Here is a 23,895-nt window from a genome sequence, read left to right as displayed (position 1 = left end):
CTCAGACCCCCGCACCGGCGAGCTCGGCGGCGCGCTCGGCCGCTCCATCCATGGTGTCCACCCGCTGCACGAGCGGGTTGGCGGCGGCGTCGAGGATCGCCCGGCCCGCCTCGGCGTTGTTGCCGTCGAGCCGTACGACCAGCGGCTTGGTCACGCTCTCGCCGCGCTGCTCCAGCAGGGCGAGCGCCTGGATGATGCCGTTGGCGACCTCGTCGCAGGCGGTGATGCCGCCGAAGACGTTCACGAAGACGCTCTTGACCGCCGGGTCGGACAGCACGATCTCGAGCCCGTTGGCCATGACCGCGGCGCTGGCACCGCCGCCGATGTCGAGGAAGTTGGCCGGCTTGACCCCGCCGTGCTTCTCCCCGGCGTACGCGACCACGTCGAGCGTGGACATGACCAGGCCCGCGCCGTTGCCGATGATGCCGACCTCGCCGTCGAGCTTGACGTAGTTGAGGTCCTTCTCCTTGGCCCGCTGCTCCAGCGGGTCGACGCTGCCCTGGTCGACCAGTGCCTCGTGGTCGGGGTGGCGGAAGGCGGCGTTCTCGTCGAGCGTCACCTTCGCGTCGAGGCAGAGCACGTTGCCCTCGGGCGTACGGGCCAGCGGGTTGACCTCCACCAGCGTGGCGTCCTCGGCGACGAACGCCTGCCACAGCTTGACCGCGATGTCGGTCACCTGGTCGGCGACCTCGGCCGGGAACCCGCCCTTGGCGACAATCTCGCGGGCCAGCGCCTCGTCGACACCACGGTTGGCGTCGATGGCGACCTTGGCCACCCGCTCCGGGGTCTCCTCGGCGACCTGCTCGATGTCCATGCCGCCAGCGACGCTGGCGATGCACAGGAACGTACGGTTCGACCGGTCGAGCAGGTAGGAGAGGTAGAACTCCTGCTCGATGTCCGCCGTCACGGTCAGCATGACCTTGTGGACCGTGTGGCCCTTGATGTCCATGCCGAGGATGTCGGTGGCCCGGGCCACCGCGTCCCCGGCGTCGTCGGCGAGCTTGACGCCCCCGGCCTTGCCTCGGCCACCGACCTTAACCTGGGCCTTGACGACCACCCGGCCACCGAGGCGCTCGGCGATCGCCCGAGCCTCGTCCGGGGTCGTCGCGACGCCGCCGGCCAGCACGGGCAGCCCGTGCCGGTCGAACAGTTCGCGCCCCTGGTACTCGTACAGGTCCACGTTTACGCGTCCCGTCCTAGTCCGCGCGGCGCGCCGTCGCGCCGTCGCCAGCGTGAAATTGGTTGACGCCTGCCGGTCCCGCATCGACAGGCCATTTGGGGCAGCCTAACGACGGGCACACTGCTGGCAACCGAGCGGGCGCGCGGTGTGCTCAAATGCACACGCCCTGCCGTGGGTGCCACCCGTCGCGGGCGGATCGGGCGTACGGCGACCGGAAGATCAGCGGATGAACGTACGGCCGGCCGAGAAGTGGACGATGGCGCCCATGATCTCCCGCTCGGGGCGGTCGGCGAAGGCCAGCGGCGCCGTGAGGCCCGTGCCGAACACCAACTGCTGCATGCTGGAGTCCACCGCGGTGAAGGCGCCCAGGTTGCCACCCGTACGCGGATCGCGTGGCTTGACGCAGACGTTCTTGTCGAAGGCCCACCGGCGGGTGTAGATCTGCTCGATCGCCTCCCACGGCAGCCACACCGCCTGTCCCCGCGTGGGCCGGGTCTTGATCCACAGGCCGGCCGGACCGACCGCGAGCACCGGTCCGCCGGAGACCAGCAGGTAGACCTGCAGCCCGAAGAGCAGCCCCATGAACACCGCCAGCGCCCCGAGGACGCCGAGGATCGGCAGCACGCTCTCCCCGCTCGTAAACGCCAACAGCCCGAGCGAGCACGCCGGTACGGCCAGTACGAAGAGGGTGAGCAGGCCGAACTGGAGAATCCGCTTGCCCGCGCTGGCCCGGACGATGAACGGCTGGTCCTCCGGGATCCGCTTGGTGACCGGCACGGGCGGGGGCGGCGGCCACCCCCCGGGCGGGGGCCCGGCCGGGGCGGGCTGCCAGCCGGCGGGCGGCACCGGAGGCTGCTGCGGCGGCATGGTCACGGTGACTCCAGACCTTGGTCTTCGGGGGCGTCAGGCTCGGCGGACCGATCATGACGAGGCCCCATCATGCCATCGCCGGAAAAGTTCTCCGTGACGCGCGTAACCCCGCCGACCGGGCGTCGTTGAGTCTGATGTCGGAGCGCGCTGGAGCGGCCCGGCGGATACGGCCGATGCCCTGTCGGTCGAGGGGTGGCGGCGGGGCATCGCGCATAGAGGGGCCGGACGTGTGAGGGGTGCGTCCGGCCCCTCCCTCCATTTGCGCACCGGGCCTCGCGCGCCCCGGCCTCGCGGAGCTGTCGCGGTACGGATCAGCCGACGGGTTCGGTCACGTTGTCGCGTACCCAGTCGACGATCGACCCGGTGGTCGCCCCGGGCGTGAAGATCTTCGCGACGCCCAGCTGTTCGAGTTCCGGTATGTCGGCCTCGGGGATGATGCCGCCGCCGAACACCACCATGTCGGTGACCTCGCGCTCGGCGAGAAGTTCGAGGACCCGCCGGAAGAGCGTCATGTGCGCGCCGGACAGGACGGAGAGGCCGATCGCGTCGGCGTCCTCCTGGATCGCGGTCTCGACGATCTGCTCGGGCGTCTGGTGCAGCCCGGTGTAGATGACCTCCATGCCCGCGTCGCGCAGGGCACGGGCGACCACCTTGGCGCCACGGTCGTGGCCGTCCAGGCCCGGCTTGGCGACGACGACCCGAGTTCGAGAGCTCATCAGCGCAACACCTCTCCAGGGCACCGGAAAACCACCTGAACGAACGGTAACCCCCACGGTCCCGACCGGGGAACCGGGTCCGGCAGACCGACGCCGCCCTCGTCGACCGGAGCGCGGCCACGCTCCTGGAAACCCCCTACGGGGGCGGCAATTCATTATTGGAGTTGAATCGCTCACATATACGATACGTAATCATCAATAACACCGAACGCTACTAACGAGCGGGCCTACAAAAGGTTACGAATTCAGGCATTCCATGGCGCACGGTCACAGTTTCGCCTCGCCAATTTGGCGGTGCGGCTTGTGAGGTGCCTAGGGGTTGGTTACCGTGTCCCACGGTTGTCATCCGGTTCGCGCCGGCCGACGACGCGGCCACCAAGCTTTCACCCCCGGTTCACCGATGCCGGTGACGGCCGCCTTTGTTGCCCGACCACGGAGGGTGTGCGTGCGCCAGCGCCTGTCGTCTGAGCCGGACCGATATCGCGGTCGTCGACGCGTACCCACCCCCCCTCGCAGCCGCTACGCGGCGGTCGTCGCCACCGCCTTCGTCGGGGCCGGCGTCGTCGCTCTCGGCGCCGGGGCGAGCCTGCCGGACGCGAAGTCGGTCAGCCCGACCGTCCTCGCCGACCTGGAGGCAGCCTCTCTCACCAGCGAGCAGGCCGCCGAACGGGCCGAGGACGCCGAGCGCGCCTCCCGTGACGGCCGGGGCGGCCTGGAGACCTCGATGGAGGACCAGGCCGAGGTCTGGCGGCTGCCGCTGCACGGCTACACCTTCACCACCCCGTACGGGATGCGGTGGGACAAGCTGCACGCCGGCGTCGACCTCGCCGCCGAAGAGGGCACGCCCTACCACGCGATCCGAGACGGCAAGGTCAAGCTGGCCCGCTACTACGGCGGCTACGGAAACGCGGTCATCCTCGACCACGGCGACGGCACCGAGTCGATCTACGCGCACTCGTCACAGCTGCTGGTCCAGGAGGGGCAGCAGGTGAAGGCCGGCGACAAGCTCGGGCTGGTCGGCAGCACGGGCCACTCTTTCGGATCGCACCTACATCTCGAGGTGCATGTCAACGGGACGCCGAAAGACCCGATCCCCTATCTGCGGGATCGCGGAGTGGACATCAAGCTACAAGTCGAAGCAATCTATACCGGCGTAGTCGCCTCCTGACCCTACGCACTGTCCGATTAACCGCCCACTCCGACAAGGATGGGCGGTTTTTTCATGATCACTCTGGGTGAAAGTTCCCTACGCCACACAGGCTGGAGTGACAGACGTCACGCACCGAGGAGCCGCACGTACCAGGAAGTAATACCGCATAAACGGGCATAGCCTGCCGCTCCGGATGCCCACCGACGGCCCCGCTACCCGATCCGCGCCCTACCCCCTGCCCAGCCCGCCCGCCGGCCAAACCAACATTTCCGGGTCCGCACCACAAGACCACGGAGGTTCCCGCCGTGTCGGAGAGCAACCCCCCAGACAGCAACGCCGGCGACCGCCCCGCCTCCCGGGGGGCCCGCCACCGCCGCCGGAGGGGCCGCCGGCTGCCCGGCGCCGGTGACCTGATCGACAGCGGTCGTAACCTGCTGAAGGGCCGGCGCCCGGCCGTCGCCCTCGCCGCCACCGCCGTCCTCGGCATCGGCCTCGCCGGGGTCGCCGCGGCCGCCACCGGCGGTACGGACACCCCGGCCGCCGCCCCGGTCGCCACCGACGCCGGCGACCGCGAACGTGCCGCCGAGCGGGCCGACCGGTCCGCGCGCGAGGCGCCCGCCCCGACGGCGCCGGCGCAGGCCGGCAGCCCGACGGCGGAGGCCCCGAAGCCGCAGGCCACGCCCGCCGAGGAACAGCCGGAGCCGAGCAGTTCGGCGCCGGCGCCGGCACGGACGACAGCGACCCCGCAGCGGGCCGCGGCGCCGGCTCCCACCACCCCGGCGGCGCCGAAGGCCGACTGGGTCAACCCGATGCCGGGCGCCGCCACCACCTCCTGCTACGGGCAGCGGTGGGGCACCCTGCACGCCGGCATCGACCTCGCCGAGCCGGCGAACACCCCGATCCGCGCCGCCGGGGCCGGCACCGTCACCATCGTCGGCTGGGCCTACGCCGGCTACGGCATCTCGGTGGTCATCGACCACGGCGACAACGTCTTCACGCACTACGCCCACCAGAACCGCACCGCGGTCGAGGTCGGCCAGCGGGTCAGCGCCGGCCAGGTCATCGGCTACGAGGGATCGACCGGCGACTCGACCGGCCCGCACCTGCACTTCGAGGTGCACCTGGGCATGTGGAACCAGGTGGACCCGGGCCCGTGGATGCGGCAGCGCGGCGTCGACCTCGGCTGCTGAGCCGCGAACCGCCGGCCGGGCCACGGCGCGGCGGGCGGCCACGACGAAAGACCCGGTCCGGTGGTCACCGGACCGGGTCCGCCCCGTCCTGAACGCCGGCCGGGTGCGATCCCGGCCGGCACCGGTCAGAGCTTCTCGATCGGCGCGTGCCGCAGGACCAGCCACATCTTCTGGTCACCAAAGTCGATCTGGGCCCGGGCGCCCGGACCGTGCCCCTCCACCGCGAGCACCCGGCCCAGCCCGTACCGCTGATGGTTGACCCGGTCACCGGCCGCCACCTTCGGCGCGCTCGGCAACTCGCTCGCGGTCGCCAGCCGGCTGCCGTCGATCCCGAGCCGGGCGGCGAGCTGCGCCGCCCGCGGCGTACCGCCGGCGAAGCCGCCACCGCGCGCGGTGCCGCCGCGGTCCGCACCGCCGGACCGCCCACCCACGCCGCCGCCCGTGCCGGACCACGAGGTGTACGACCCCTCGGTGCGCTCCCAGCGCACCAGCTCGGCCGGCAACTCCTCCAGGAAACGCGACGCCGGGTTGTAGGCCGGCTGCCCCCACGCCGACCGGGTGACCGCCCGCGACAGGTAGAGGCGCTGCCGGGCCCGGGTGATGCCCACGTAGGCGAGCCGGCGCTCCTCCTCCAGCTCCCGGGTGTCGCCGAGAGCCCGCAGGTGCGGGAAGACCCCGTCTTCCAGCCCGCTGAGGAAGACCACCGGAAACTCCAGGCCCTTCGCGGTGTGCAGGGTCATCAACGTGACGACGCCCTGGTGCTCGGGATCGTCCGACGGCACCTGGTCGGCGTCGGCGACCAGCGCCACCTGCTCCAGGAAACCGGCGAGGGTGGCACCCGGCCCGTCCTCGGTCTGCGCCTCGACCCGCTCGGTGAACTCGCGGGCAACGCTGACCAGCTCCTGGAGGTTCTCCACCCGGCCGGCGTCCTGCGGGTCGAGGCTCTCCTCCAGCTCGGTCAGATAGCCCGAGCGGAGCAGCACCGCCTCCAGCACCTCTTCGGGTGGGGCGGTCGCGGCCAGCTCGCGCATGTCGTCGAGCAGCCGTACGAAGTCGGCGATGGAGTTGGCGGCCCGGGTGGAGATCCCGGGCGCGTCGCCGGCCCGGCGCAGCGCGGCGCCGAAGGAGACGCGGTCGCGCGCCGAGAGCGCCTCGACGCACGCCTCGGCGCGGTCACCGATCCCCCGGCGCGGGGTGTTGAGGATGCGCCGGATGCTGACCGTGTCGTCGTCGTTGACCACCGCCCGCAGGTAGGCCAGCGCGTCGCGGACCTCCTTGCGCTCGTAGAACCGGACGCCGCCGACCACCTTGTAGGGCAGGCCGACCCGGATGAACACCTCTTCGAAGACCCGGGACTGGGCGTTGGTGCGGTAGAAGACAGCGACGTCACCCGGGCGGGCCTTACCGTCGTCGCACAGCCGGTCGATCTCGCGGGCCACCCAGTCGGCCTCGGCGTGCTCGGTGTCGGCGACGTAGCCGACGATCCGCTCGCCCGGCCCCTCGTCGCTCCACAGCCGCTTGGGCTTACGGGACGAGTTGTTGTCGATGACCGCGTTGGCCGCGTTGAGGATCGTCTGGGTCGAACGGTAGTTCTGCTCCAGCAGGATGGTGCGCGCGTCGGTGAAGTCCCGCTCGAACTCCAGGATGTTGCGGATCGTCGCACCCCGGAACGCGTAGATCGACTGGTCGGCGTCGCCGACCACGCACAGCTCCGCGGGCGGCACCCCCTCGGTGCCCGACACCAGCTCCTTGACCAGGGTGTACTGGGCATGGTTGGTGTCCTGGTATTCGTCGACGAGCACGTGGCGGAAGCGACGACGGTAGGTCTCGGCGACGTGCGGGTGCGACTGGAGCAGGTGCACCGTGGTCATGATCAGGTCGTCGAAGTCGAGCGCGTGGGCTTCCTTGAGCCGCCGCTGGTAGAGGGTGTATGCCTCGGCCAGGGCCCGCTCGTTGGGGCCCTTGGCCCGTCCGGCGAACTCGTCGGGGTCGATCAGCTCGTTCTTGAGGTTGGACACCTGCGTCGCCAGCCCGCGCGCCGGGTAGCGCTTGGGGTCCAGGTCGAGTTCGCGGGCCACCATCTGCATCAGCCGGCGCGAGTCGTCGGCGTCGTAGATGGAGAAGGTCGACTTCAGCCCGGCGTGCTCGTGCTCGGCACGCAGGATCCGGACGCAGGCCGAGTGGAACGTCGACACCCACATCAACCGGGCGCGGCCGCCGACCAGGGCGGCGACCCGCTCCTTCATCTCCCCGGCGGCCTTGTTGGTGAAGGTGATCGCGATGATCTCGCCGGGGTGCACGTCGCGGGCGGCGAGCAGGTAGGCGATCCGGTTGGTCAGCACGCGGGTCTTGCCGGACCCGGCTCCGGCCACGATGAGCAGCGGTGCGCCCGAATGGGTCACCGCGTCACGCTGCGGCCCGTTGAGGCCGGCCAGCAGCGCCTCCGGGTCGTGCCCCGGGCGCTGCCGGTGGGGCGCGGACCGGCCCTGGGCCGACGGCGTGCCTGGGGCCGGTGGCGTGTTCTGGGCCGATGGGGAGTTCTGGGCCGATGGGGAATTCTGGGCCGGCGGGATTTCGAAGAGAGCATGCATCGCAGAGCGAGTCTATGCCCGCGGTCCGACATCCCCGCCCCGTGCACGCCGACGAAACGAAACCTGTCACTTCCGGAATCCGGCGTCCGCCGTGGGCCCCGGCGAGGACCGTCCGGTACCCGCCACCGCGGTCCCACCAGATGGTCGGTTCGGGTTGCGTACTCCGCGCTGAGGTGGGCATACTTCTCAGCGTGATCCAGCAGGCTGGCTTCTACTTTTACTACGGCTCCGGGAGTCCGGCAGCCGTGGGTCACGCCTGATCGAAGACCTACGAAACGCCCCGGGCTCGCGGAGTCCCGGGGCGTTTCGCTTCGGGATTACGACACCCGGGACCTCACCGCTCAGGGAGCACCCGATGACGACGAACCTCGCCACGCAGCCCGAGACGCCGGGCGGCGACCAGACCGGCACCGACTCCCCCGCCGCCGCCGACCAGATCAGAGAACTGCGCGACCGGATCAACGAGATCGACGCCGAGTTCATCGCGCTGTGGCAGGAACGGGCTGCCCTGTCCCAACAGATCGGCGCGACCCGGATGGCGTCGGGCGGCACCCGCCTGGTGCTGTCGCGCGAGCGGGAGATCCTGGAACGGTTCCGGGAGGCGCTGGGCGAGGACGGCACCCAGCTCGCCCTGCTGATCCTGCGCGCCGGTCGCGGCCGGCTCTGAGCGGCCCCTCGCCCCGCCCCGCTCCGAACGGGCTGCCGGGCGATCCGCGGCCAGCCGCCGGCCGGTTCGCCGCCGGGTACGGCCGACGGAAACCGCTCGGGGGAGCCGGCCAGTGGCCGACTCCCCCGGATACGCGCGTTCCCGTCAGCTCAGCTCGCCGGACTCCGGGAAGTGGCAGGCGGCCAGCGACCCGCTCGGCTTGACGGTCAGCGGCGGCTCTTCGGTGGCGCAGATGTCCTGCGCCTTCCAGCACCGGGTACGGAACCGGCAGCCGGACGGCGGGTTGAGCGGCGTCGGCACGTCGCCCTCCAGCCGGATACGGCCCCCGGTGCCGAGCTTCGTCACGTCGGGCACCGCGGACAGCAGGGCCCGGGTGTACGGATGCGACGGCTTCTCGTAGATCTGTTCCCGGTCGCCGAGCTCGACCAGCTTGCCGAGGTACATGACCCCGATCCGCTGGCAGAAGTGCCGGACCACGGCCAGGTCGTGCGCGATGAACACGAACGCCAGCCCCAGCTCCCGCTGCAGTTCACGCAGCAGGTTGATGACCTGGGCCTGGATCGACACGTCGAGCGCGGACACCGGCTCGTCGGCGATGATGATCTTCGGCTTGAGTGCGAGGGCGCGGGCGATACCGATTCGCTGGCGTTGGCCGCCGGAGAACTCGTGCGGGTAGCGGTTGTAGTGCTCGGGATTCAGGCCGACCAGTTCGAGCAGTTCCTGGACCCGCTTCTTCACCCCACCCGGCGGGTTGATCCCGTTGACCTCCAGGGGCATCGAGATGATGTTGCCGACCGTGTGCCGCGGGTTCAGCGAGGCGTACGGGTCCTGGAAGATGATCTGCATGTCCTGCCGCAGGGCACGCAGGCCGCCACGCTTGGCGTGGGTGATGTCCTTGCCCTCGAAGACGATGCTGCCCGAGGTCGGCTCCAGCAGGCGTACGAGCATGCGGCCGGTGGTGGTCTTGCCGCAGCCGGACTCGCCGACGAGCCCGACGGTCTCGCCGGGTGCCACCGTGAAGCTCACCCCGTCGACGGCGCGGACGAACTCCCTGTTGCCGAAGAGCCCGCCGCGCACCGGGAAGTGCTTGGTGAGGTCCTTGACCACGAGCAGCGGCTCGCGCTCGGGACGCTTCTCCTCGGCGGCCTCGTCGGCCGGCTTCTTGACCAGTGTCGTGTCGCTCACTGCGCCACCCCCGCGGACGGTGCGATGTCTTCGGCGTAGTACCGCTTCCGGTCGGCTTCGGACAGGTGGCAGGCCACCAGGTGACCACGCTCCTGAACCTGGCGCAGTTCAGGCACCTCGGTGAAGGAGCGGTCGCCGTTACGTCCGGCGTACCGGCACCGGGGGTTGAAGGCACACCCGGACGGCAGGTTGATCAACGACGGCGGATTGCCCTTGATCGGCACGAGTTCCGCGTCGGCGTCACCGTGCAGGGACGGCACGCTGGCGAGCAGACCCCAGGTGTACGGGTGCTGCGGCCGGCGGAGCACCTGCTCGGTGCTGCCGAACTCGACCGCCCGGCCGCCGTACATCACCAGGACGTCGTCGGCGACCTGGGCGACCACGCCGAGGTCATGGGTGATCATGATGATCGCGGAGTTGAACTCCTTCTGCAGGTCCTCGAGCAGGTCCAGGATCTGCGCCTGCACGGTCACGTCGAGCGCGGTGGTCGGCTCGTCGGCGATCAGCAGGTCGGGGTCGTTGACCAGGGCCATCGCGATCATCGCCCGCTGGCGCATGCCGCCGGAGAACTCGTGCGGGTAGGCGTTGGCCCGCTTCTGTGGCTGCGGGATGCCGACCCGGTCGAGCATCTCGACGGCCCGCTTGTTGGCCTCGGCCTTCGACGCCGACGGGTGGTGCACCTTGTACGCCTCGGCGATCTGCCGCCCCACCTTGTAATAGGGATGCAGAGCCGACAGCGGATCCTGGAAGATCATGGCCATGTCCCGGCCACGCAGCCGCCGCACCTGTTCGTCGGCCATCCCGACGATGTTGCGGCCGCCCACCTGGATCTCACCCGAGATCCTGGTGCGCTTGGCGTTGTGCAGGCCGAGGATGGACAGGCTGGTGACCGACTTGCCGGAGCCGGACTCCCCGACGATGCCGAGGGTGCGGCCGCGCTCCACCGAGAACGAGATGCCGTCGACCGCGCGGACCACGCCGTCCTCGGTGTTGAACTGCACCTTCAGGTCCTTGACCTGGAGGTACGGGCCCTTCGCCGCGTCGGTCGCGGCGGTGTTGGCGGAGGCCGAAGTACTCATAGCTGCTCCCCTGGCCTCAGCCGAGCCGGACACGCGGATCGATGACGGCGTACAGCATGTCGACGATGATGTTCATCGTCACGATGAAGAAGGCCGCGATGAGCACCGTGGCCATGACCACCGGCAGGTTGAGCTCGCCCACCGCCTCGACCGCCGCCCGGCCGATGCCGTTCAGGCTGAAGACCGACTCGGTGATGAGCACACCGCCCAACTGGACGCCGAGGTCCAGGCCGGCGATCGTCACGATCGGGGTGATGGCGGCGCGCAGCGCGTGCCGGCCGTTGACGGTGCGGTTCGGCAGCCCCTTGGCCCGGGCGGTACGAACGAAGTCCTCCGACAGCGTCTCCACCATCTGGGCGCGGGAGAAGCGGGCGTAGGCTGCCGAGTTGATCAGGCCCAGGGTGATCCACGGCAGCAGCAGACCACTCGCCCAGGCCACCGGATCCTGGGTTATCGGGGTATATGACGGATTCGGTAGCACGCCCAGGGTGTAGACCAGGAGCAGCAACAACAGGAACCCGAGGGTGTAGATCTGGGTCGAGGCGAAGCCGAGCGAGAGTGCGATGGCGCCCCGGTCGAACAAGGTGCCCTTCCGCAGCGCGGAGATCATGCCCAGTCCGACGCCGACGGTCAGGTAGATGACCATCGCTCCACCGACGACGCTCGCCGTCACCGGGAAGGAGCGCTTCATCATGTCGGTGACCGGCTCGCGACCACGGAACGAGTAGCCGAGGCACGGTGCGGGGCACTCGCGGACGGTGGTGGCGTCGACGATGGTGCGGCCGACGAAGACACCCTTGACGAAGTCCGCGTACTGCTGGTGGGCCGGACGGTCGAGCCCGAGGCTCTCGTTGACCTGCGCGATCCGCTCCGGGGAGCAGTTCTTGCCACACATGACGTACGCCGGGCTCGACGGCACCATGAAGAAGAGCGCGAAGCCCACGATCGAGACCAGGATCAACGTCATCGCTCCCAGGAGCAGACGCTTTATCAGGAAACGGAGCATTTAATCAGCACTTTCGGCCGGTCACCGGGTCATCGGTGACGAGCGGCGGGATGGCCGGGGTCCGGCCATCCCGCCGTCGCTGTTACTTACTTACGGCTTGACGAAGATGGTGTTGAGGGTCAGGTGACCGAACGAGTCGCTGAGGAACGTCCCGCCGATCTTCGAACCGAACATCTCGTAGTTGCCGATGTACCAGAGCGGCACGACCGGGGCGTGGTCCCGCATGATCTTCTCGTCGAGCGCCTGCCAGGCGCCCTCGGCCTCGGCGACCGGCAGCGTCTGGATCCGGTCGATCTCGGCGTTCACGTCCTCGGCGTTGAAGTACGCCAGGTTGTTGTTACCGGTGTCGCGGATCGAACGGCCGTCGAACAGGGCTGGGAAGACCGTCGAGGCGCTCGGCCAGTCAGCACCCCAGCCACCACGGATCAGGTCGAACTGGTTGCTCTTGGTGCCGACCGTGGCGTAGTAGGTCGCCGAGTCCAGCGGGTTCAGCACGATGTCGAAGCCGGCCTTGGCCAGCATCTCCTTGTACAGCGCGGCCCGGTTCTGGTGGGCGGCGGTGTTCGGGAAGGCGTAGGTCAGCTTGACGGTCTGGCCGCCGAGCAGTTCCTTGGCCTTCTCGGCGTCACCGGTCTGGCCACCGTCGTAGGCGTTGTAGTCCTTGTAGCCGGACAGGGTCGGCGACATCAGGGTGGCGCCGAAGGAGTGGATACCACCGGTCTGCTTGATGAGCGCGTCCCGGTCGATCGCGTAGTTCAGCGCCTGGCGGACCTTGAGGTCGGTCACCCGCAGGTTGTTGATGTAGAGGTACTCGACGTACTGCGACGGGCCCTTGGCGACCCGCTCGGCAACCTCACCGGACTGGGTCTTCGGCAGGTTGGCCGCCGGCACGTTCGACCACATGATCGCCGACTGGTCGTCCGGCGCGTTCGCGATGATCCGGTTGGACGCGGTCTCGGCGTTGGTGCCGAACTCGACCCGGATGCCGTCCGGGTAGGCGTTGCGGATCGGGTCGGTGGCGGCGTCCCAGTGCGGGTTACGGACCATGTTGATGAACTGGTCGTACTGGTGCTCCTGGATCATGTACGGACCCGAGGAGACCGGCTTGAGGTCGTAGTCGGCCTTGGTGTCCTTCGCGGCCGGGACCGGAGCGGTCGTCGGCATGGCCACCGCGTACGGGGTCTCGCAGCGCGGCTTGGCGAAGGTGAAGGTGATGGTGTTGCCCTCGACGGTGACGCCCGGAACCTGCGCGCCGGCCGACTGGAACGGGCCCTTGTAGGTGGTGTTGTATTCGGTGCTGTCGGCCAGCCACTGCTGGAGGTACAGCGGGCCGTCGCCCCAGTCCGGGTCGAACGAGCGCGAGATGCCGTAGACCACATCCTGCGCGGTGATCGGCGAGCCGTCCTCGAACTTGAGGCCGTCCTTCAGCGTGTACTTCCAGGTCTTGCAGTCGCTGTTGACGTCCTCACCGGCGTTGGTGGCGAGGTCGCCGACCAGCCGCAGCTTGCCGGTGCCGTCCTCCTTGTAGCCGGTCAGCGTCCGGGCGAACTGGGTCGCGAAGGACAGCGCGTCAGACACGTAGATCTTCTGCGGGTCCAAGTGCGCGAATTCGGACTCGTGGAGAATCTTGACGACGCCACCCTTGGTGGCGCCGGGAACCTCCTTCGCCGGGCCCTGGGACTCGGCGGGGTCGGTCGCGATGGTGCCGGTCTGGACTACAGCGTCTCCGTTGCCGTTGTCGGAATCGGTGGTCTCCGAGCAACCCGTGGCAACCAGAGCGACCGCCAGAACGCCGGCAGAGAGCGCTCCAAGCTTCCGTCGCACGTCTTTCTCCTTCCCTCCTGCCGTTCCGCACCTGGGCCACTCGGCCCGCCACGGCGGGAACGGAAGCATATTTTTAATCTTCTATGGGGACCGCTCGGACCTACTTGTCCGACTTGGGGTCGAGCGCGTCACGCAACGAGTCGCCGAACAGGTTGAAGGCGAGCACGAGGAGGAACACCGTCAGTGCCGGCCACAGGAAGTAGGTCGGCATCGGCTCCAGGTACTCCCGCGCCGCGTAGACCAGCCGACCCAGGTCGGGGGTCGGCTCGATCACGCCGATGTTGAGGAACGACAGGGCGGCCTCGGCGGTGATGAAGGCGGGCAGCGCCAGCGAGAAGGTCACCAGGATCGGCGCCCAGATGTTGGGCAGAAGCTGGCGGAAGAGGATGTGCGGGGTGCGCGCGCCGGCGGCTCGGGCGGCGTCGACGTACTCCCGCTCGCGCAGCGAGAGCACCTGGCCGCGGACCAGCCGGGCCGTCGACATCCACCCGAAGAGCGAGAAGACCCCGATGATCACCGCGATCCGGAACCACCCCGGCACCTCTTCGCCCGGCTCGTAGAAGTAGAGGTTGACGATCGGGATGACCGCGAGCGCGAAGATCAGGAAGGGGAAGGCGAGCATGAAGTCGACGAGCCAGGTGATCGCCTGGTCGATCCAGCCGCCGAAGTAGCCGGCGACGATGCCCATCACGATGCCGACCACGACGGTGATGACCGCTGCCACCGAGGCGATGAGCAGCGAGGTGCGCAGGCCGTAGACGAGCTGCATGAAGACGTCACGCCCGCTGCCACCCTGGAGACCCAGCCAGTGCTCGCTGGACATGCCGCCGGCGTAGCCGAGCGGGAAGCCCTGCCGGTTGAGCTTGTCGCTGTGGTTCTGGGTCGGACTCACCCCGTAGAACATCTCGATGAGCGGTGCGGCGAGCGCGACGACCGCGAAGAAGACGACGAGCGAGAAGCTGAAGATGGCCGTCTTGTCGCGCTTGAGCCGCAGCCACGCGAGCTGCCCCGGCGACCGCCCCACGAAGTTCCGCTCTTCGGCGGTGGTCTGGGGCGCGTCGGTCGGGGAACCGACCTCCATCGCCGAGCCTGTCATCCCGTCACCGACGGGCTGCATGCCGGGCGGAGAGGTGGTGCTACTCATGGACCGGGGCCTCCTTTGCCGACGAAGGATCGCTTCGTCTGTTCGGCAAAAGCTAGCCCGCTGACAGCGACTTTCGGAATAGCCCAATGCATCGTTCAGATAACAGGTCAATCACTGGACGACGGTCCCGTTGTAACAGTCAGTCGTTAACCAGTCGACGGGCACATACCCTACCGGACAGGCAGGTTTCGGGCGCACCCATATGGCTCGTATGATCGTTCCATGGGCTTTCCGGCGTCGGCGCCATCACTTTCCGACGTAAGTCGGGCACTTGCCGTATTCGCCCATCCGGACGATGTCGACTTCGGTTCTGCCGGCACGGTCGCCTCCTGGATCGACCAGGGTATCGACGTCAGTTATTTGTTGATCACGCGCGGAGATGCCGGCGGATACGACGACACACCCGGCGAGCGGATGCGAGAGATCCGCGAACAGGAACAACGCGCGGCTGCCGCCGCGGTCGGCGTCCAGCAGGTCGACTTCCTCGACGGGTACGCCGACGGGACGCTGACCCCGACCCTGGACCTGCGCCGCGACATCACCGCCGCGATCCGCCGCTTCCGTCCCGACCGGGTGCTCACCAGCTCACCGCTGCGCCGCTGGGAACGGCTCGCCGGCCCCAGCCACCCCGACCACCTCGCCGTCGGCGAGGCGACCACCTGCGCCATCTATCCCGACGCCCGCAACCGCTTCGCCTTTCCGGAGCTGCTGGAGCGGGGACTGGAGCCCTGGGTGGTGCGGGAGGTCTGGTACGCCGGCGGGCCGGCGCCCGATCACGTCGTCGACATCACCGGGATGTATCCGCGCAAGCTCGCCGCGATGCGGGCGCACGCCACCCAGACCGCGCACATGGACCTGGAAACCTGGTTGCGCGACGTCCTGACGACCGTGGCCGAGAACGCCGGGCTCCCCGCCGGGCGGCTGGCCGAGGCGTTCACGGTGTTGCGTACGGAGTGACCCCGGCGGTCAGCCCAGCCGGCGGTCGTCAGACAAGTCGACGGTCGGCGGCCCAGCGGGACAGCTCGTAACGGTTGGACATCTGCAGCTTGCGCAGCACGTTCGACACGTGCGTCTCCACCGTCTTGATCGAGATGAACAGCTCCTTGGCGATCTCCTTGTAGGCGTACCCACGGGCCAGCAGCCGCAGCACCTCCCGCTCACGGTTGGTGAGCTGGTCCAGCTCCGGGTCGGCGACCGGCGTGTCGGGCCGGGCGGCGAAGGCGTCGAGCACGAAACCGGCCAGCCGCGGGCTGAACACCGCGTCGCCGTCGGCCACCCGGCGGATCGCCGCGGCCAGGTCGTCCGGCGAGATGGTCTTGGTGACGTATCCTCGGGCACCGGCCCGGATCAGCCCGATCACGTCCTCGGCGGCATCGGACACACTCAGGGCCAGGAACCGCACCTGCGGATGCGTACGCCGCAGCGCCTCCAGCACCGCCCGGCCGCCCCCGTCCGGCATGTGTACGTCGAGCAGCACCACGTCCGGCTCGGTGGCGGCGATCCGGCTGAGCGCCTCGGCCACCGTGCTCGCCTCGCCGATCACGTCGACGTGCGCGCCGAGTTCGGCGCGTACGCCGGCCCGGAACATCGCGTGGTCGTCGACGAGGAACACGCGCAGCCGCCGCTGGGTGTCGCCGCCGGTGCCCGCCCCGGCCTCCGCCTGCTGGTCGGTCATCTGCGCTACCTGTCCTTCCCTGACGACGAACTGTCCCGTGCCGTCGGCATGATCAGCCTTACCTCGGTGCCCTCACCCGGCTCGCTGCGGATCTCGGCCCGCCCGCCGTGCCGCTTCATCCGCCCGATGATCGAGCCGCGTACCCCGTGCCGATGATCTTCCACCGTCGACAGGTCGAAGCCGGCGCCACGGTCGCGGACGAACACGCTCACCTGTTCGGGCTCCACCTCAGCGTAGAGCGACACGGTCTGCACCTTCGCGTGCCGGGCCGCGTTGACCAGCGCCTCGCGGGCCGCGGCGACCAGGGCCGCGACGTGTTCGTCGGTTTCCCGGTCACCGACCACCACCGCTTCGACGGTGATCGCGTAGGTGTCCTCGACCTCGGCCGCCGCCTGCTCCAGCGCGGCGGCGAACCGTTCGGTCGGCGAGCCGGTCGGCTTGTAGAGCCAGTTGCGCAACGACCGCTCCTGGCCGCGGGCCAGCCGCTGGACCGTCTTGACGTCGCCGGCGTTGCGCTGGATCAGGGCCAGGGTGTGCAACACCTGGTCGTGGATCATGGCGGCGAGTTCGGCCCGTTCCTGCTCGCGGATGCGGCCCTCGCGCTCGGCGCGCAGCTGGTTGAAGATCCGCCACAGGACCGGTGCCGCCACCACGGTGACGCCGGCCAGGCCGACCAGGGCGAAGATGATCCCGTTGAGTACGGCGTCGAAGCTCTCCTGCGGCGAGTAGACCGCGACGACGCCGATGATGCCGACCGCCACCAGCAGGCCGCCGCCGATGAAGCGCAGCACGAAGGCGCGCCGGTCGCTCTCCTCGACGACCGCGCCGAGCCACGGCACCGGCATGCCCTCGCTCCACTGCCGGCGGCGCTCCGGGGCGGACTGGTGCCAGATCACGCCGGCCCCCACGGCGACGATCGCCACCAGCCAGCCGGCGGTGCCGGCGACGCCGGTGGACCCGAAGACCATGAGCTGGATGATCATCACGCCGATGCCGATGGCGACGAACGGGAGCATCTGCATGAGGTCACGGCGCGGCGGCGGCTGCGCGCCGTCGGGGCGTACCGGCACGACCGCCCAGAACGCGGCGTACAGCAGCAGGCCCAGCCCGCTCAGGCTGAGCAGCACGACGAAGGCGATCCGGACCGCGGTGACCGGGATGGCGAGGTGCTGCGCCACCCCCGAGGCCACTCCGGCGACCATGCGTTGGTCGCGGGAGCGGTAGAGGCGGGGCGGCTGGATCGCGGTGGTGATCGTCGGCTCCCTGCTCGGTGCCGGCGGGCGGTGCCGGCGGGACGTCGGCCGCCGAACTGCTGGTCGGCCGGCCCCGGACCGGCTGTCCGGGGTCTCTTCGATCGTCACACGCCGTGGTGTCCTCCGGCCACGGGGACGCCCCGGACATTCGGCGCCCGGATCTCAGGGTGCGTTCAGGGTCCGATCCTGACGACGGTCGGGTCGGTCGGGGGAAAGGATTCTCGTATGACCGATGAAGCTGCCGAGTCCCGCAGACCGGCAACGGCGGAGCCCGCCGGCCAGTCGCAGCACCCGCTGCCCGGCTCGGCACCTTCCGCCGCCGACGACAGCCCGCCCGCCGCCGACAGTCCTCCCGCCACCGGCGACAGTCGCCCCGCCGCCGCACCGGCCGGTGCGGAAGCACCGGCCACGCCACCACCGCCGGCCATGCCGGCGCCGAAGGCCATGCCGGCACCGGCACCGATGCCCGCCCCGCCGTCGATGCCGGCCGGCACACCACCGGCCGATCCGCCGCCCGCCGCCGGGCCGGCCGCTCGCACGCCCACCGGCAGCCCGACGGCCGAGACGCCGGCCGCCGCGCCGTCGCGGCCCACGGACCCGCCGCCGGCGCCGGGCGGGCCACCACCGTCCGGACCACCACCCGGCGGACCCGGCGGCCCTCCCGGTGGCACCGGCGGCCCACCGCCCGGTGGGCCCGGTGGGTTTCCCCCGTGGGGGGCGGGGCCGACGCGCGGCGCCTTCGCCTCGCGGTACGGCCTGGTGCGCCCGCGCGACGGCCGCTACCTGGCCGGCGTGTGCGCCGCGATCGGCCGGGCCACCAACACCGACCCGATCCTGTGGCGGGTGCTGCTGGCCGTACTCGGGTTCTTCGGCGGTATCGGCATCCTGGTGTACGTCGCCGTCTGGCTGCTCACCCCGGCCGAGGGTGACAGCACGTCCCCGGTCGAGTCGATGCTCGGCCGCGGCCGGTCGAGCATGTCGCCGGTGACGGTGATCGTGCTCGGTGTCCTCGTCGCGGTGATGTTCGGCTTCATCGTCACCGACTCGTTCCGCGCCGTCATGCTCGGCACGGCGGTCCTCATCGGGGGTGCGCTGCTGCTCAACCGCAACAGCGCCGGACCGCCGCCGAACGGCCCGGGCGGCGGCGGGGCACCACCGCCGGCCGCCCCGCCCGGGGGTGGCCCGGGTCCGGGCGTACCGCCGTACCCCGGCCCGGCCGCGGCGCCGTACCCCGGCCCGGCACCGGTGTTCCCGCCGGGTCCGGTGCCGCCGGCACCGGCCACCGGCGGCGTGCATGCCGCGTACCAGCCGGCGGGCCACCACACCCCGCCGGGCGCGGCGGCATCGCCGGACCTCACGAAGTCGCCGGTCGCGGCCGGTCCGCCCGACCTCACGAAATCCCGGCCGGTGCCGCCGGCGCACCCGCCCACGGTCGGCTCCCCGTCGCCGTACGTCTCGGAGACGGCCCCGTCGCCGGCCGGGACCGACCGCACGGCGGTGACCGCCGTACTGCCGCCGGTCTGGCCCGCCGGACCGCCGGTGTCGGTGCCCCCGCCGCCGTTGGGACCGGGGGGCGGCTACCGGCCGCCGTTCGCCCCGCACGGCCCGTACGCCGGAACCGGTCCGCTTCCGCCGGTGCCGCCCAAGCCGGTGAAACCACCGAAGCCGCCCAAGGAGCGGTCGCCGCTCGGCGCCGCCACCTTCTCAATGATCTTCGTGCTGCTCGGCCTGCTGACGCTGCTACAGGTGGCCGGTGTGGTCTCGCCCGGCCCGTCCGCGTACTTCGCGGTGGTGCTGGCCACGATCGCGGTCGGCCTGCTGGTCGGTGCCTGGTTCGGGCGGGCCCGGTGGCTGATCGCTCTCGGACTGGTCGCCGCCGCCGCACTCGGCTTCACCACGATGGTCGAGTCGTACAACGACGGCCGGCCGGACCAGGCGGTCGTCGTCTGGAGTCCGACCTCGCACGACGAACTGGCCACCCGCTACTCGAACACCTTCGGGGACGCCACCCTCGACCTGCGCTCGGTGGACTTCAGTGGGCAGGACACCCGGATCACCGTCGACGTCGCCCTCGGAACGGTCACCGTACTCGTGCCGCCCCAGGTCGACGTGGTGGCCGTGACCAACATCGGCGCCGGCGACGCGCGGGTCTTCGGCCAGCGCTGGAGCGGCATCGACAGCAACAACCGCGAGGTACGCGATCTCGGCGCCGACGGCACCGGCGGCGGCGACCTGCGCCTGTACCTGAACGTCAAAGCCGGCGATGTGGAGGTTCGGCGATGAAAGCACACCGTACCGACGGGGTCTCACTGACCTTCGCACTGATCTTTCTCGGCCTGGCCGGCTGGTGGCTGCTCGCCCAGATCTTCCACCTCGCGCTGCCGACGGTGGGCTGGTTCCTGGCCAGCGGGCTGATCCTGCTCGGCGTGTTTGGTCTGATCGGCGCGCTGCGGTCGGGCCGCTCCGCGCCGGCCGGCGAAGGGCCCGGTGCGGTCGCCCCGACCAGCGGTGGTGCCCCCGATCCGGTGAGCGGCGCGCCGTACGAGCCGGTCACCGGGCCGCCGGCCGACTCCGGGGACGCCCGCCGGCTGTGACGTGATCACGGCGGGGCCGCCTATGCTGGCCGATGGAGGTACCGCCGCCATCGGCCGGTCCGCGGCCCCGCTGACCGGATGCGGCACAGCCCGTCACGCGGCCCGAGCGGCACGCGTCCGATCCTGATCTGCGAGGAGCCCGCCCGACATGACCGAGTCCCCCGCCGTACGCGTGACCGGCCTGCGCGGCCCGGCCCGCATCGGCGAGCGCGCCGCCCGGACCCTGACCACCGAACTCGCCCGGCATCAGGCGCCGAAGACCGCGCTGCTGGTCGACGCGTCGCCCGACTCCGCCACCCTGGCCGCGGCGATCGACGCGCTGCTGCCCGGTGACGCGCTCACCCTGGTGCCCGCCGAGGCAGGTCAGGCCGCCGCGCTGCGGGAGCACGTCACGGAGCAGGGGCGGTGGGTCGCCGACCGGGTACGCGTGGTCGACTCGCTCGCCGAGGCCGACCCGGCCGACGTGGTGATGGTCGCCGAGCCCCTCGCCGGCACCGCCGAGGAGACCCGGACCGCGCTGGACGCGCTGACCAAGCACCTGACCGACGGCGCGGTGCTGTCGGTCGCCGTACCGGCGCTGCCCGGCGCGACGCCGGGCGCCGCCGCCGAACTCGACCGGCAGGGCGCGCTCTTCGGAGTCGGCACCGACCTGGTGCTGCGCAACCAGCCGCCGGTACGGGTGTACCGGCTCCGGTTCACCGCGGCCGACCCCGCGACCGCCGACAAGCTGACGCCGGCCTACCGGCCGTCGAGCGTGCCGCTGACCCGGAGCATGCACATCGACTCCAACGGGGTCGCCGCGGCCGGGATCGCGCTGGGGCTGGCGGCCCTGTCCCGGGTGAGCCGGCCGAAGTCGAAGCTGTGGCTGGTGCCGGCGCTGGCCACCGTACCGGTCGCGGCGTTCTTCCGGGACCCGGAGCGGGATGTGCCCGACGACGGGTCGGCGGTCGTGGCCGCCAGCGACGGCAAGGTGCTGTCGGTCGAACGGCTGCGTGACGAGCGCTTCGGCGACCAGGAGTTCCTGCGGGTCGCGGTGTTCCTGTCGGTGCTCGACGTGCACGTCAACCGGGCCCCGGTCGCCGGCAAGGTGGTCGACTACTTCGTCGCCGACGGCGGGTTCGCCGCCGCGATGAAGCCGGACGCCGAGCACAACGTCGCCGCCTACACGGTGCTCGACACCAGCCGGGGCACGGTGGTGGTGGCGCAGCGGACCGGCCTGATCGCCCGCCGGATCGTGCAGCGGGCGCCGGTCGGGTCGTTGCTGGCCCGCGGTGAGCGGTTCGGCCTGATCCGGTTCGGTTCGCGGACCGACGTCTACCTGCCGGCCGACGCCGCCGACCCGCACGTGGCCCCCGGCGACCGGGTGCTGGGCGGTTCGTCGGTCATCGCCCGCTGGCGCTGACCCGTACGACGTCGACGGCCGCCACCCCGTTCGGGGTGGCGGCCGTTTCATACGTGCGTCAGGCGGCGCGCGAGATGCCCTGCGCGGCGCGGCGCTCGCGCAGCCAGAGCAGCGGACCGCTGATCAGGTATCCGGCGACGACGAGCGCGAACGTCAGCCGGGGGTTGACCAGGGCACCGATGATCGGGGCGAGCCAGAGCCACGGCGGAAGCTTGATCAGGCGGGCCAGCTTGGCGTACGGGAAGCTGGACACCATCGCGATGGCCAGCACCGCGACCCCGGTCACCTGCACCCATCCGGGCGCCGGCAGGCCGATCAGCACCGTGACGGCGAGCACGGCGGCGGCCATCGTGGTGGGCACGCCGCAGAAGAACCGGCCGTCCTTCGGCGAGACGTTGAAGCGGGCCAGCCGGATCGCCGCGCAGGCGGCGACCAGCGCGCAGGCCACGGCGGCGGCAGTGGCCGAGACGGTGCCGGCCAGCGACGCGTAGACGACCACGGGCGCGGCCAGCCCGAACGAGCACATGTCGGCGAGCGAGTCCATCTGGGCGCCGAACGGGCTCGACACGCCGAACCGGCGGGCCAGCGCACCGTCGAGGCCGTCGAAGCCGACGCAGGCGATCAGGCAGAACGCGGCATTCTGGATCTCACCCTGCATCGCCAGGAAGATCGCCATCAGGCCGAGGGTCAGGCTGGTCAGGGTGCAGGCGTTGACGACGAGGAACTTGACCCGGCGGGCCGTCGTCCGCTCCCCCGGCAGCAGCGGGATGGTCATGCCCTGGGCGTCGGCGTCGACCGCGCTGGACGGCCCGACGGCGGGACTGACCGGGACGGCGGCCGTGATCTCGGCGGCGGTCGGCGGGGTCGGCCCGAACGGGGCCGGGGCGCTCGGCACGTGGTCGGAACGCATCATCGCCGTGCGGGCGGAGGAGTCGCCGCGCCGACCGACCCGTACGAGAAGCGCCTGGCGAGCGATTGTGCCGCCCCGACGCAGACGCCCTGCCCAGCGGCGGCCCGCGGGGCGCGGGCTGTCGGTCGTACGACGACGTCGCCAAGGGGTTCTCGGCACGTATCCCTCCAACACGGGATGGTCGATCCGCCGCCTCGGCGGCCACCCGATTTTGCGGCCTACACCATCGCACAGTGAGCGAAGATTCGCGATAGGTGTCTGCGGATCTTGTTTTGGGTGCACCGTACGGCGTTCAGACGATCGTGGCCGGGCTTTCGTTCCCGGTCGTGACCGCTGTCGCGCAGGTCGCCGCCGCACCGGCCGATCGGGCCGCCCGGTCGACGCCCTTCCACCACGGATCTTACCGGAAGCCGCCATACCGGTACTTTCGCTACCGGTCACGCTCCGTGGCTGGCCGGTCGACGAGGAGCGGCAGCGCGGCGGCGGCGACATCGGTGAGGGGCAAACTGACGGCCCGCGCCACGGGGAACCAGGCCGCGTCGGCCGTCGATCCGCCGGCCGCCTCGGTGACCCGGGCCGGGGTGGGTGTGTCGACGACGACGCGGAAGATCGCCCGGACCGCGTGCCAGTCGATCGGATAGCCCTCCGGCCCGACCGCGGCCGGGTTACGCCGGTGCGAGACGTCGAGCAGCGCCGTGATCCGGCCGACCTGGTCGGCTTCCTCGGCGAGTTCGCGCAGCAGCGCGGCGACGGGTTGCTCGCCGTGGTCGGTGCCGCCACCGGGCAGGTGCCAGGATCCGGCGCCCGGGTAGCCGGGGGCGATAAGCGTCAGCAGCACCCGGCCGGCGGGGTCGGTGACCAGCCCGTACGCGGCGAAGCGCTGGCCTCGCGCCAACCGTTCGCCACCGGCCGGGGTCACCTGCCCGTGCCCGGTCCCGGCGGCCGCCGGTGCGGCGTCGGCGGACGGCACCGCGCGGTCGGCCGGTACCGGCTCGACCGGGCGGCCGAGCAGTTCGGCGGTGAACGGCATCAGCGGCAGCGCGGCCAGCCGCCCGGGCTCGACCCACTCGGCACGGTCGCTGGTGCCAGCCGGTTCGGCGCGTAGCGTCCTGCCAGCCGGTTCGGCGCGCAGCGTCCCGCCCAGCGGGGCGACGTCGTAGATGACCCGGTCGGTGTGTACGGCACCGTCCGGACCGGCCCGCACGTCGGCGACCACGGCCCGCAGGCCGCGTACGCCGACGGCGAGACCGGTCTCCTCGGCGAACTCGCGGACGACCGCGTCGGCCGGGTGCTCGCCGTGCTCGATGCCACCGCCGGGCACCTGCCAGACGCCGGGGCGTCCGGTGGCGGCCGAAGCTCTGACCAGCAGTAGTCGACCGTCGGCAGCCACACAGACCCCGTACGCCGCGATCCTTCGCCGACGATCCACCCGCACCCCCCGTCGCCACTGGCGGCTCCG

Annotated in this window: 20 protein-coding genes; 7 read left to right on the top strand and 13 right to left on the bottom strand. The window is 71.0% G+C overall.

Going from position 1 to position 23,895, the window contains the following annotated elements:
- Position 1: 1 nt before the first annotated feature.
- The 3 genes from sucC to AB0M79_RS20220 form a co-directional block, all read right to left on the bottom strand.
- Positions 2 to 1,180, bottom strand: coding sequence for an ADP-forming succinate--CoA ligase subunit beta (gene sucC, locus AB0M79_RS20230; protein ID WP_364215714.1), 1,179 nt, complete (start codon positions 1,178 to 1,180; stop codon positions 2 to 4).
- A 219-nt stretch (positions 1,181 to 1,399) separates the two neighbouring features.
- Positions 1,400 to 2,053 carry a hypothetical protein gene (locus AB0M79_RS20225; RefSeq protein WP_364215711.1) on the bottom strand — a complete coding sequence of 218 codons (654 nt, stop codon included), beginning with the start codon at positions 2,051 to 2,053 and terminating at the stop codon, positions 1,400 to 1,402.
- Positions 2,054 to 2,361: 308 nt separating this feature from the next.
- Entirely contained in the window at positions 2,362 to 2,766 is a 405-nt protein-coding gene (locus tag AB0M79_RS20220) for a cobalamin B12-binding domain-containing protein (protein ID WP_357533965.1), read from the bottom strand.
- Between the two features lie 445 nt (positions 2,767 to 3,211).
- On the opposite strand from AB0M79_RS20220, the gene AB0M79_RS20215 reads away from it, so the two are divergent.
- Together AB0M79_RS20215 and AB0M79_RS20210 are read left to right on the top strand one after the other, a co-directional pair.
- Positions 3,212 to 3,934, top strand: coding sequence for a M23 family metallopeptidase (locus tag AB0M79_RS20215; RefSeq protein WP_364215707.1), 723 nt, complete (start codon positions 3,212 to 3,214; stop codon positions 3,932 to 3,934).
- Between the two features lie 287 nt (positions 3,935 to 4,221).
- Entirely contained in the window at positions 4,222 to 5,106 is an 885-nt protein-coding gene (locus AB0M79_RS20210) for a peptidoglycan DD-metalloendopeptidase family protein (RefSeq protein WP_364215704.1), read from the top strand.
- Positions 5,107 to 5,231: 125 nt separating this feature from the next.
- On the opposite strand, the gene pcrA is transcribed toward AB0M79_RS20210, so the two are convergent.
- Positions 5,232 to 7,697, bottom strand: a complete 2,466-nt coding sequence (gene pcrA, locus AB0M79_RS20205; protein WP_364215701.1) for a DNA helicase PcrA — start codon at positions 7,695 to 7,697, stop codon at positions 5,232 to 5,234.
- Between the two features lie 355 nt (positions 7,698 to 8,052).
- Here pcrA and AB0M79_RS20200 point away from each other — a divergent pair, with 355 nt between their 5' ends.
- Positions 8,053 to 8,364 (top strand): chorismate mutase, encoded by a 312-nt coding sequence (locus AB0M79_RS20200; protein WP_364215698.1) that lies wholly within the window; start codon positions 8,053 to 8,055, stop codon positions 8,362 to 8,364.
- A gap of 144 nt (positions 8,365 to 8,508) precedes the next feature.
- Here AB0M79_RS20200 and AB0M79_RS20195 read toward each other — a convergent pair whose 3' ends face one another.
- The 5 genes from AB0M79_RS20195 to AB0M79_RS20175 form a co-directional block, all read right to left on the bottom strand.
- Positions 8,509 to 9,534 carry a dipeptide ABC transporter ATP-binding protein gene (locus AB0M79_RS20195; RefSeq protein WP_364216211.1) on the bottom strand — a complete coding sequence of 342 codons (1,026 nt, stop codon included), beginning with the start codon at positions 9,532 to 9,534 and terminating at the stop codon, positions 8,509 to 8,511.
- A gap of 11 nt (positions 9,535 to 9,545) precedes the next feature.
- The gene (locus tag AB0M79_RS20190) at positions 9,546 to 10,628 is read right to left on the bottom strand and encodes an ABC transporter ATP-binding protein (RefSeq protein ID WP_364215695.1); all 1,083 of its coding nucleotides are present in this window, start codon (positions 10,626 to 10,628) and stop codon (positions 9,546 to 9,548) included.
- A gap of 16 nt (positions 10,629 to 10,644) precedes the next feature.
- Complete coding sequence (locus AB0M79_RS20185; RefSeq protein ID WP_212822819.1) at positions 10,645 to 11,634, bottom strand: ABC transporter permease; 990 nt, start codon at positions 11,632 to 11,634, stop codon at positions 10,645 to 10,647.
- Positions 11,635 to 11,724: 90 nt separating this feature from the next.
- Complete coding sequence (locus tag AB0M79_RS20180) at positions 11,725 to 13,458, bottom strand: ABC transporter substrate-binding protein (protein WP_364215691.1); 1,734 nt, start codon at positions 13,456 to 13,458, stop codon at positions 11,725 to 11,727.
- Between the two features lie 100 nt (positions 13,459 to 13,558).
- Positions 13,559 to 14,602, bottom strand: coding sequence for an ABC transporter permease (locus AB0M79_RS20175; protein ID WP_364215688.1), 1,044 nt, complete (start codon positions 14,600 to 14,602; stop codon positions 13,559 to 13,561).
- Positions 14,603 to 14,824: 222 nt separating this feature from the next.
- Here AB0M79_RS20175 and AB0M79_RS20170 point away from each other — a divergent pair, with 222 nt between their 5' ends.
- Complete coding sequence (locus tag AB0M79_RS20170; RefSeq protein WP_364215685.1) at positions 14,825 to 15,559, top strand: PIG-L deacetylase family protein; 735 nt, start codon at positions 14,825 to 14,827, stop codon at positions 15,557 to 15,559.
- A 28-nt stretch (positions 15,560 to 15,587) separates the two neighbouring features.
- Here the strand turns inward: AB0M79_RS20170 and AB0M79_RS20165 are convergent, their stop codons facing one another.
- Both AB0M79_RS20165 and AB0M79_RS20160 read right to left on the bottom strand, forming a co-directional pair.
- Positions 15,588 to 16,277 carry a response regulator transcription factor gene (locus AB0M79_RS20165; protein ID WP_364215682.1) on the bottom strand — a complete coding sequence of 230 codons (690 nt, stop codon included), beginning with the start codon at positions 16,275 to 16,277 and terminating at the stop codon, positions 15,588 to 15,590.
- A gap of 5 nt (positions 16,278 to 16,282) precedes the next feature.
- Positions 16,283 to 17,479: a PspC domain-containing protein gene (locus AB0M79_RS20160; RefSeq protein WP_364216208.1), complete on the bottom strand. Its 1,197-nt coding sequence runs from the start codon at positions 17,477 to 17,479 to the stop codon at positions 16,283 to 16,285.
- Positions 17,480 to 17,755: 276 nt separating this feature from the next.
- Between AB0M79_RS20160 and AB0M79_RS20155 the strand changes: the two genes are divergently transcribed.
- The 3 genes from AB0M79_RS20155 (at position 17,756) to AB0M79_RS20145 (ending at position 21,526) form a co-directional block, all read left to right on the top strand.
- Positions 17,756 to 19,813, top strand: coding sequence for a PspC domain-containing protein (locus tag AB0M79_RS20155; RefSeq protein WP_364215679.1), 2,058 nt, complete (start codon positions 17,756 to 17,758; stop codon positions 19,811 to 19,813).
- Positions 19,810 to 20,124, top strand: coding sequence for a hypothetical protein (locus tag AB0M79_RS20150; RefSeq protein WP_364215676.1), 315 nt, complete (start codon positions 19,810 to 19,812; stop codon positions 20,122 to 20,124). Before AB0M79_RS20155 ends, AB0M79_RS20150 begins: the two co-directional genes overlap by 4 nt.
- 148 nt (positions 20,125 to 20,272) lie before the next feature.
- Positions 20,273 to 21,526, top strand: coding sequence for a phosphatidylserine decarboxylase (locus AB0M79_RS20145; RefSeq protein ID WP_364215673.1), 1,254 nt, complete (start codon positions 20,273 to 20,275; stop codon positions 21,524 to 21,526).
- Between the two features lie 58 nt (positions 21,527 to 21,584).
- Here AB0M79_RS20145 and AB0M79_RS20140 read toward each other — a convergent pair whose 3' ends face one another.
- Together AB0M79_RS20140 and AB0M79_RS20135 are read right to left on the bottom strand one after the other, a co-directional pair.
- Positions 21,585 to 22,520 (bottom strand): CDP-alcohol phosphatidyltransferase family protein, encoded by a 936-nt coding sequence (locus AB0M79_RS20140; RefSeq protein WP_364216205.1) that lies wholly within the window; start codon positions 22,518 to 22,520, stop codon positions 21,585 to 21,587.
- Positions 22,521 to 22,866: 346 nt separating this feature from the next.
- Positions 22,867 to 23,865, bottom strand: a complete 999-nt coding sequence (locus AB0M79_RS20135; RefSeq protein WP_364215670.1) for an NUDIX domain-containing protein — start codon at positions 23,863 to 23,865, stop codon at positions 22,867 to 22,869.
- Positions 23,866 to 23,895 lie beyond the last annotated feature (30 nt).

The organism is Polymorphospora sp. NPDC051019 (assembly GCF_040683055.1).
Lineage (GTDB): Bacteria > Actinomycetota > Actinomycetes > Mycobacteriales > Micromonosporaceae > Polymorphospora > Polymorphospora lycopeni.
The sequence above is the reverse complement of the archived record's forward strand: the minus strand, read 5'-3'. Positions and strand labels throughout refer to the sequence as shown.

Excerpts from the sequence above, each read along its gene's own strand:
- AB0M79_RS20190 (WP_364215695.1), bottom strand. The coding sequence starts at position 10,628 with ATGAGTACTTCGGCCTCCGCCAACACCGCCGCGACCGACGCGGCGAAG.
- AB0M79_RS20165 (WP_364215682.1), bottom strand. The coding sequence starts at position 16,277 with ATGACCGACCAGCAGGCGGAGGCCGGGGCGGGCACCGGCGGCGACACC.
- AB0M79_RS20220 (WP_357533965.1), bottom strand. The coding sequence starts at position 2,766 with ATGAGCTCTCGAACTCGGGTCGTCGTCGCCAAGCCGGGCCTGGACGGC.
- AB0M79_RS20175 (WP_364215688.1), bottom strand. The coding sequence starts at position 14,602 with ATGAGTAGCACCACCTCTCCGCCCGGCATGCAGCCCGTCGGTGACGGG.
- AB0M79_RS20150 (WP_364215676.1), top strand. The coding sequence starts at position 19,810 with ATGAAAGCACACCGTACCGACGGGGTCTCACTGACCTTCGCACTGATC.
- AB0M79_RS20160 (WP_364216208.1), bottom strand. The coding sequence starts at position 17,479 with ATGGTCGCCGGAGTGGCCTCGGGGGTGGCGCAGCACCTCGCCATCCCG.
- AB0M79_RS20145 (WP_364215673.1), top strand. The coding sequence starts at position 20,273 with ATGACCGAGTCCCCCGCCGTACGCGTGACCGGCCTGCGCGGCCCGGCC.
- AB0M79_RS20170 (WP_364215685.1), top strand. The coding sequence starts at position 14,825 with ATGGGCTTTCCGGCGTCGGCGCCATCACTTTCCGACGTAAGTCGGGCA.
- AB0M79_RS20200 (WP_364215698.1), top strand. The coding sequence starts at position 8,053 with ATGACGACGAACCTCGCCACGCAGCCCGAGACGCCGGGCGGCGACCAG.
- AB0M79_RS20185 (WP_212822819.1), bottom strand. The coding sequence starts at position 11,634 with ATGCTCCGTTTCCTGATAAAGCGTCTGCTCCTGGGAGCGATGACGTTG.
- pcrA (WP_364215701.1), bottom strand. The coding sequence starts at position 7,697 with ATGCATGCTCTCTTCGAAATCCCGCCGGCCCAGAATTCCCCATCGGCC.
- AB0M79_RS20155 (WP_364215679.1), top strand. The coding sequence starts at position 17,756 with ATGACCGATGAAGCTGCCGAGTCCCGCAGACCGGCAACGGCGGAGCCC.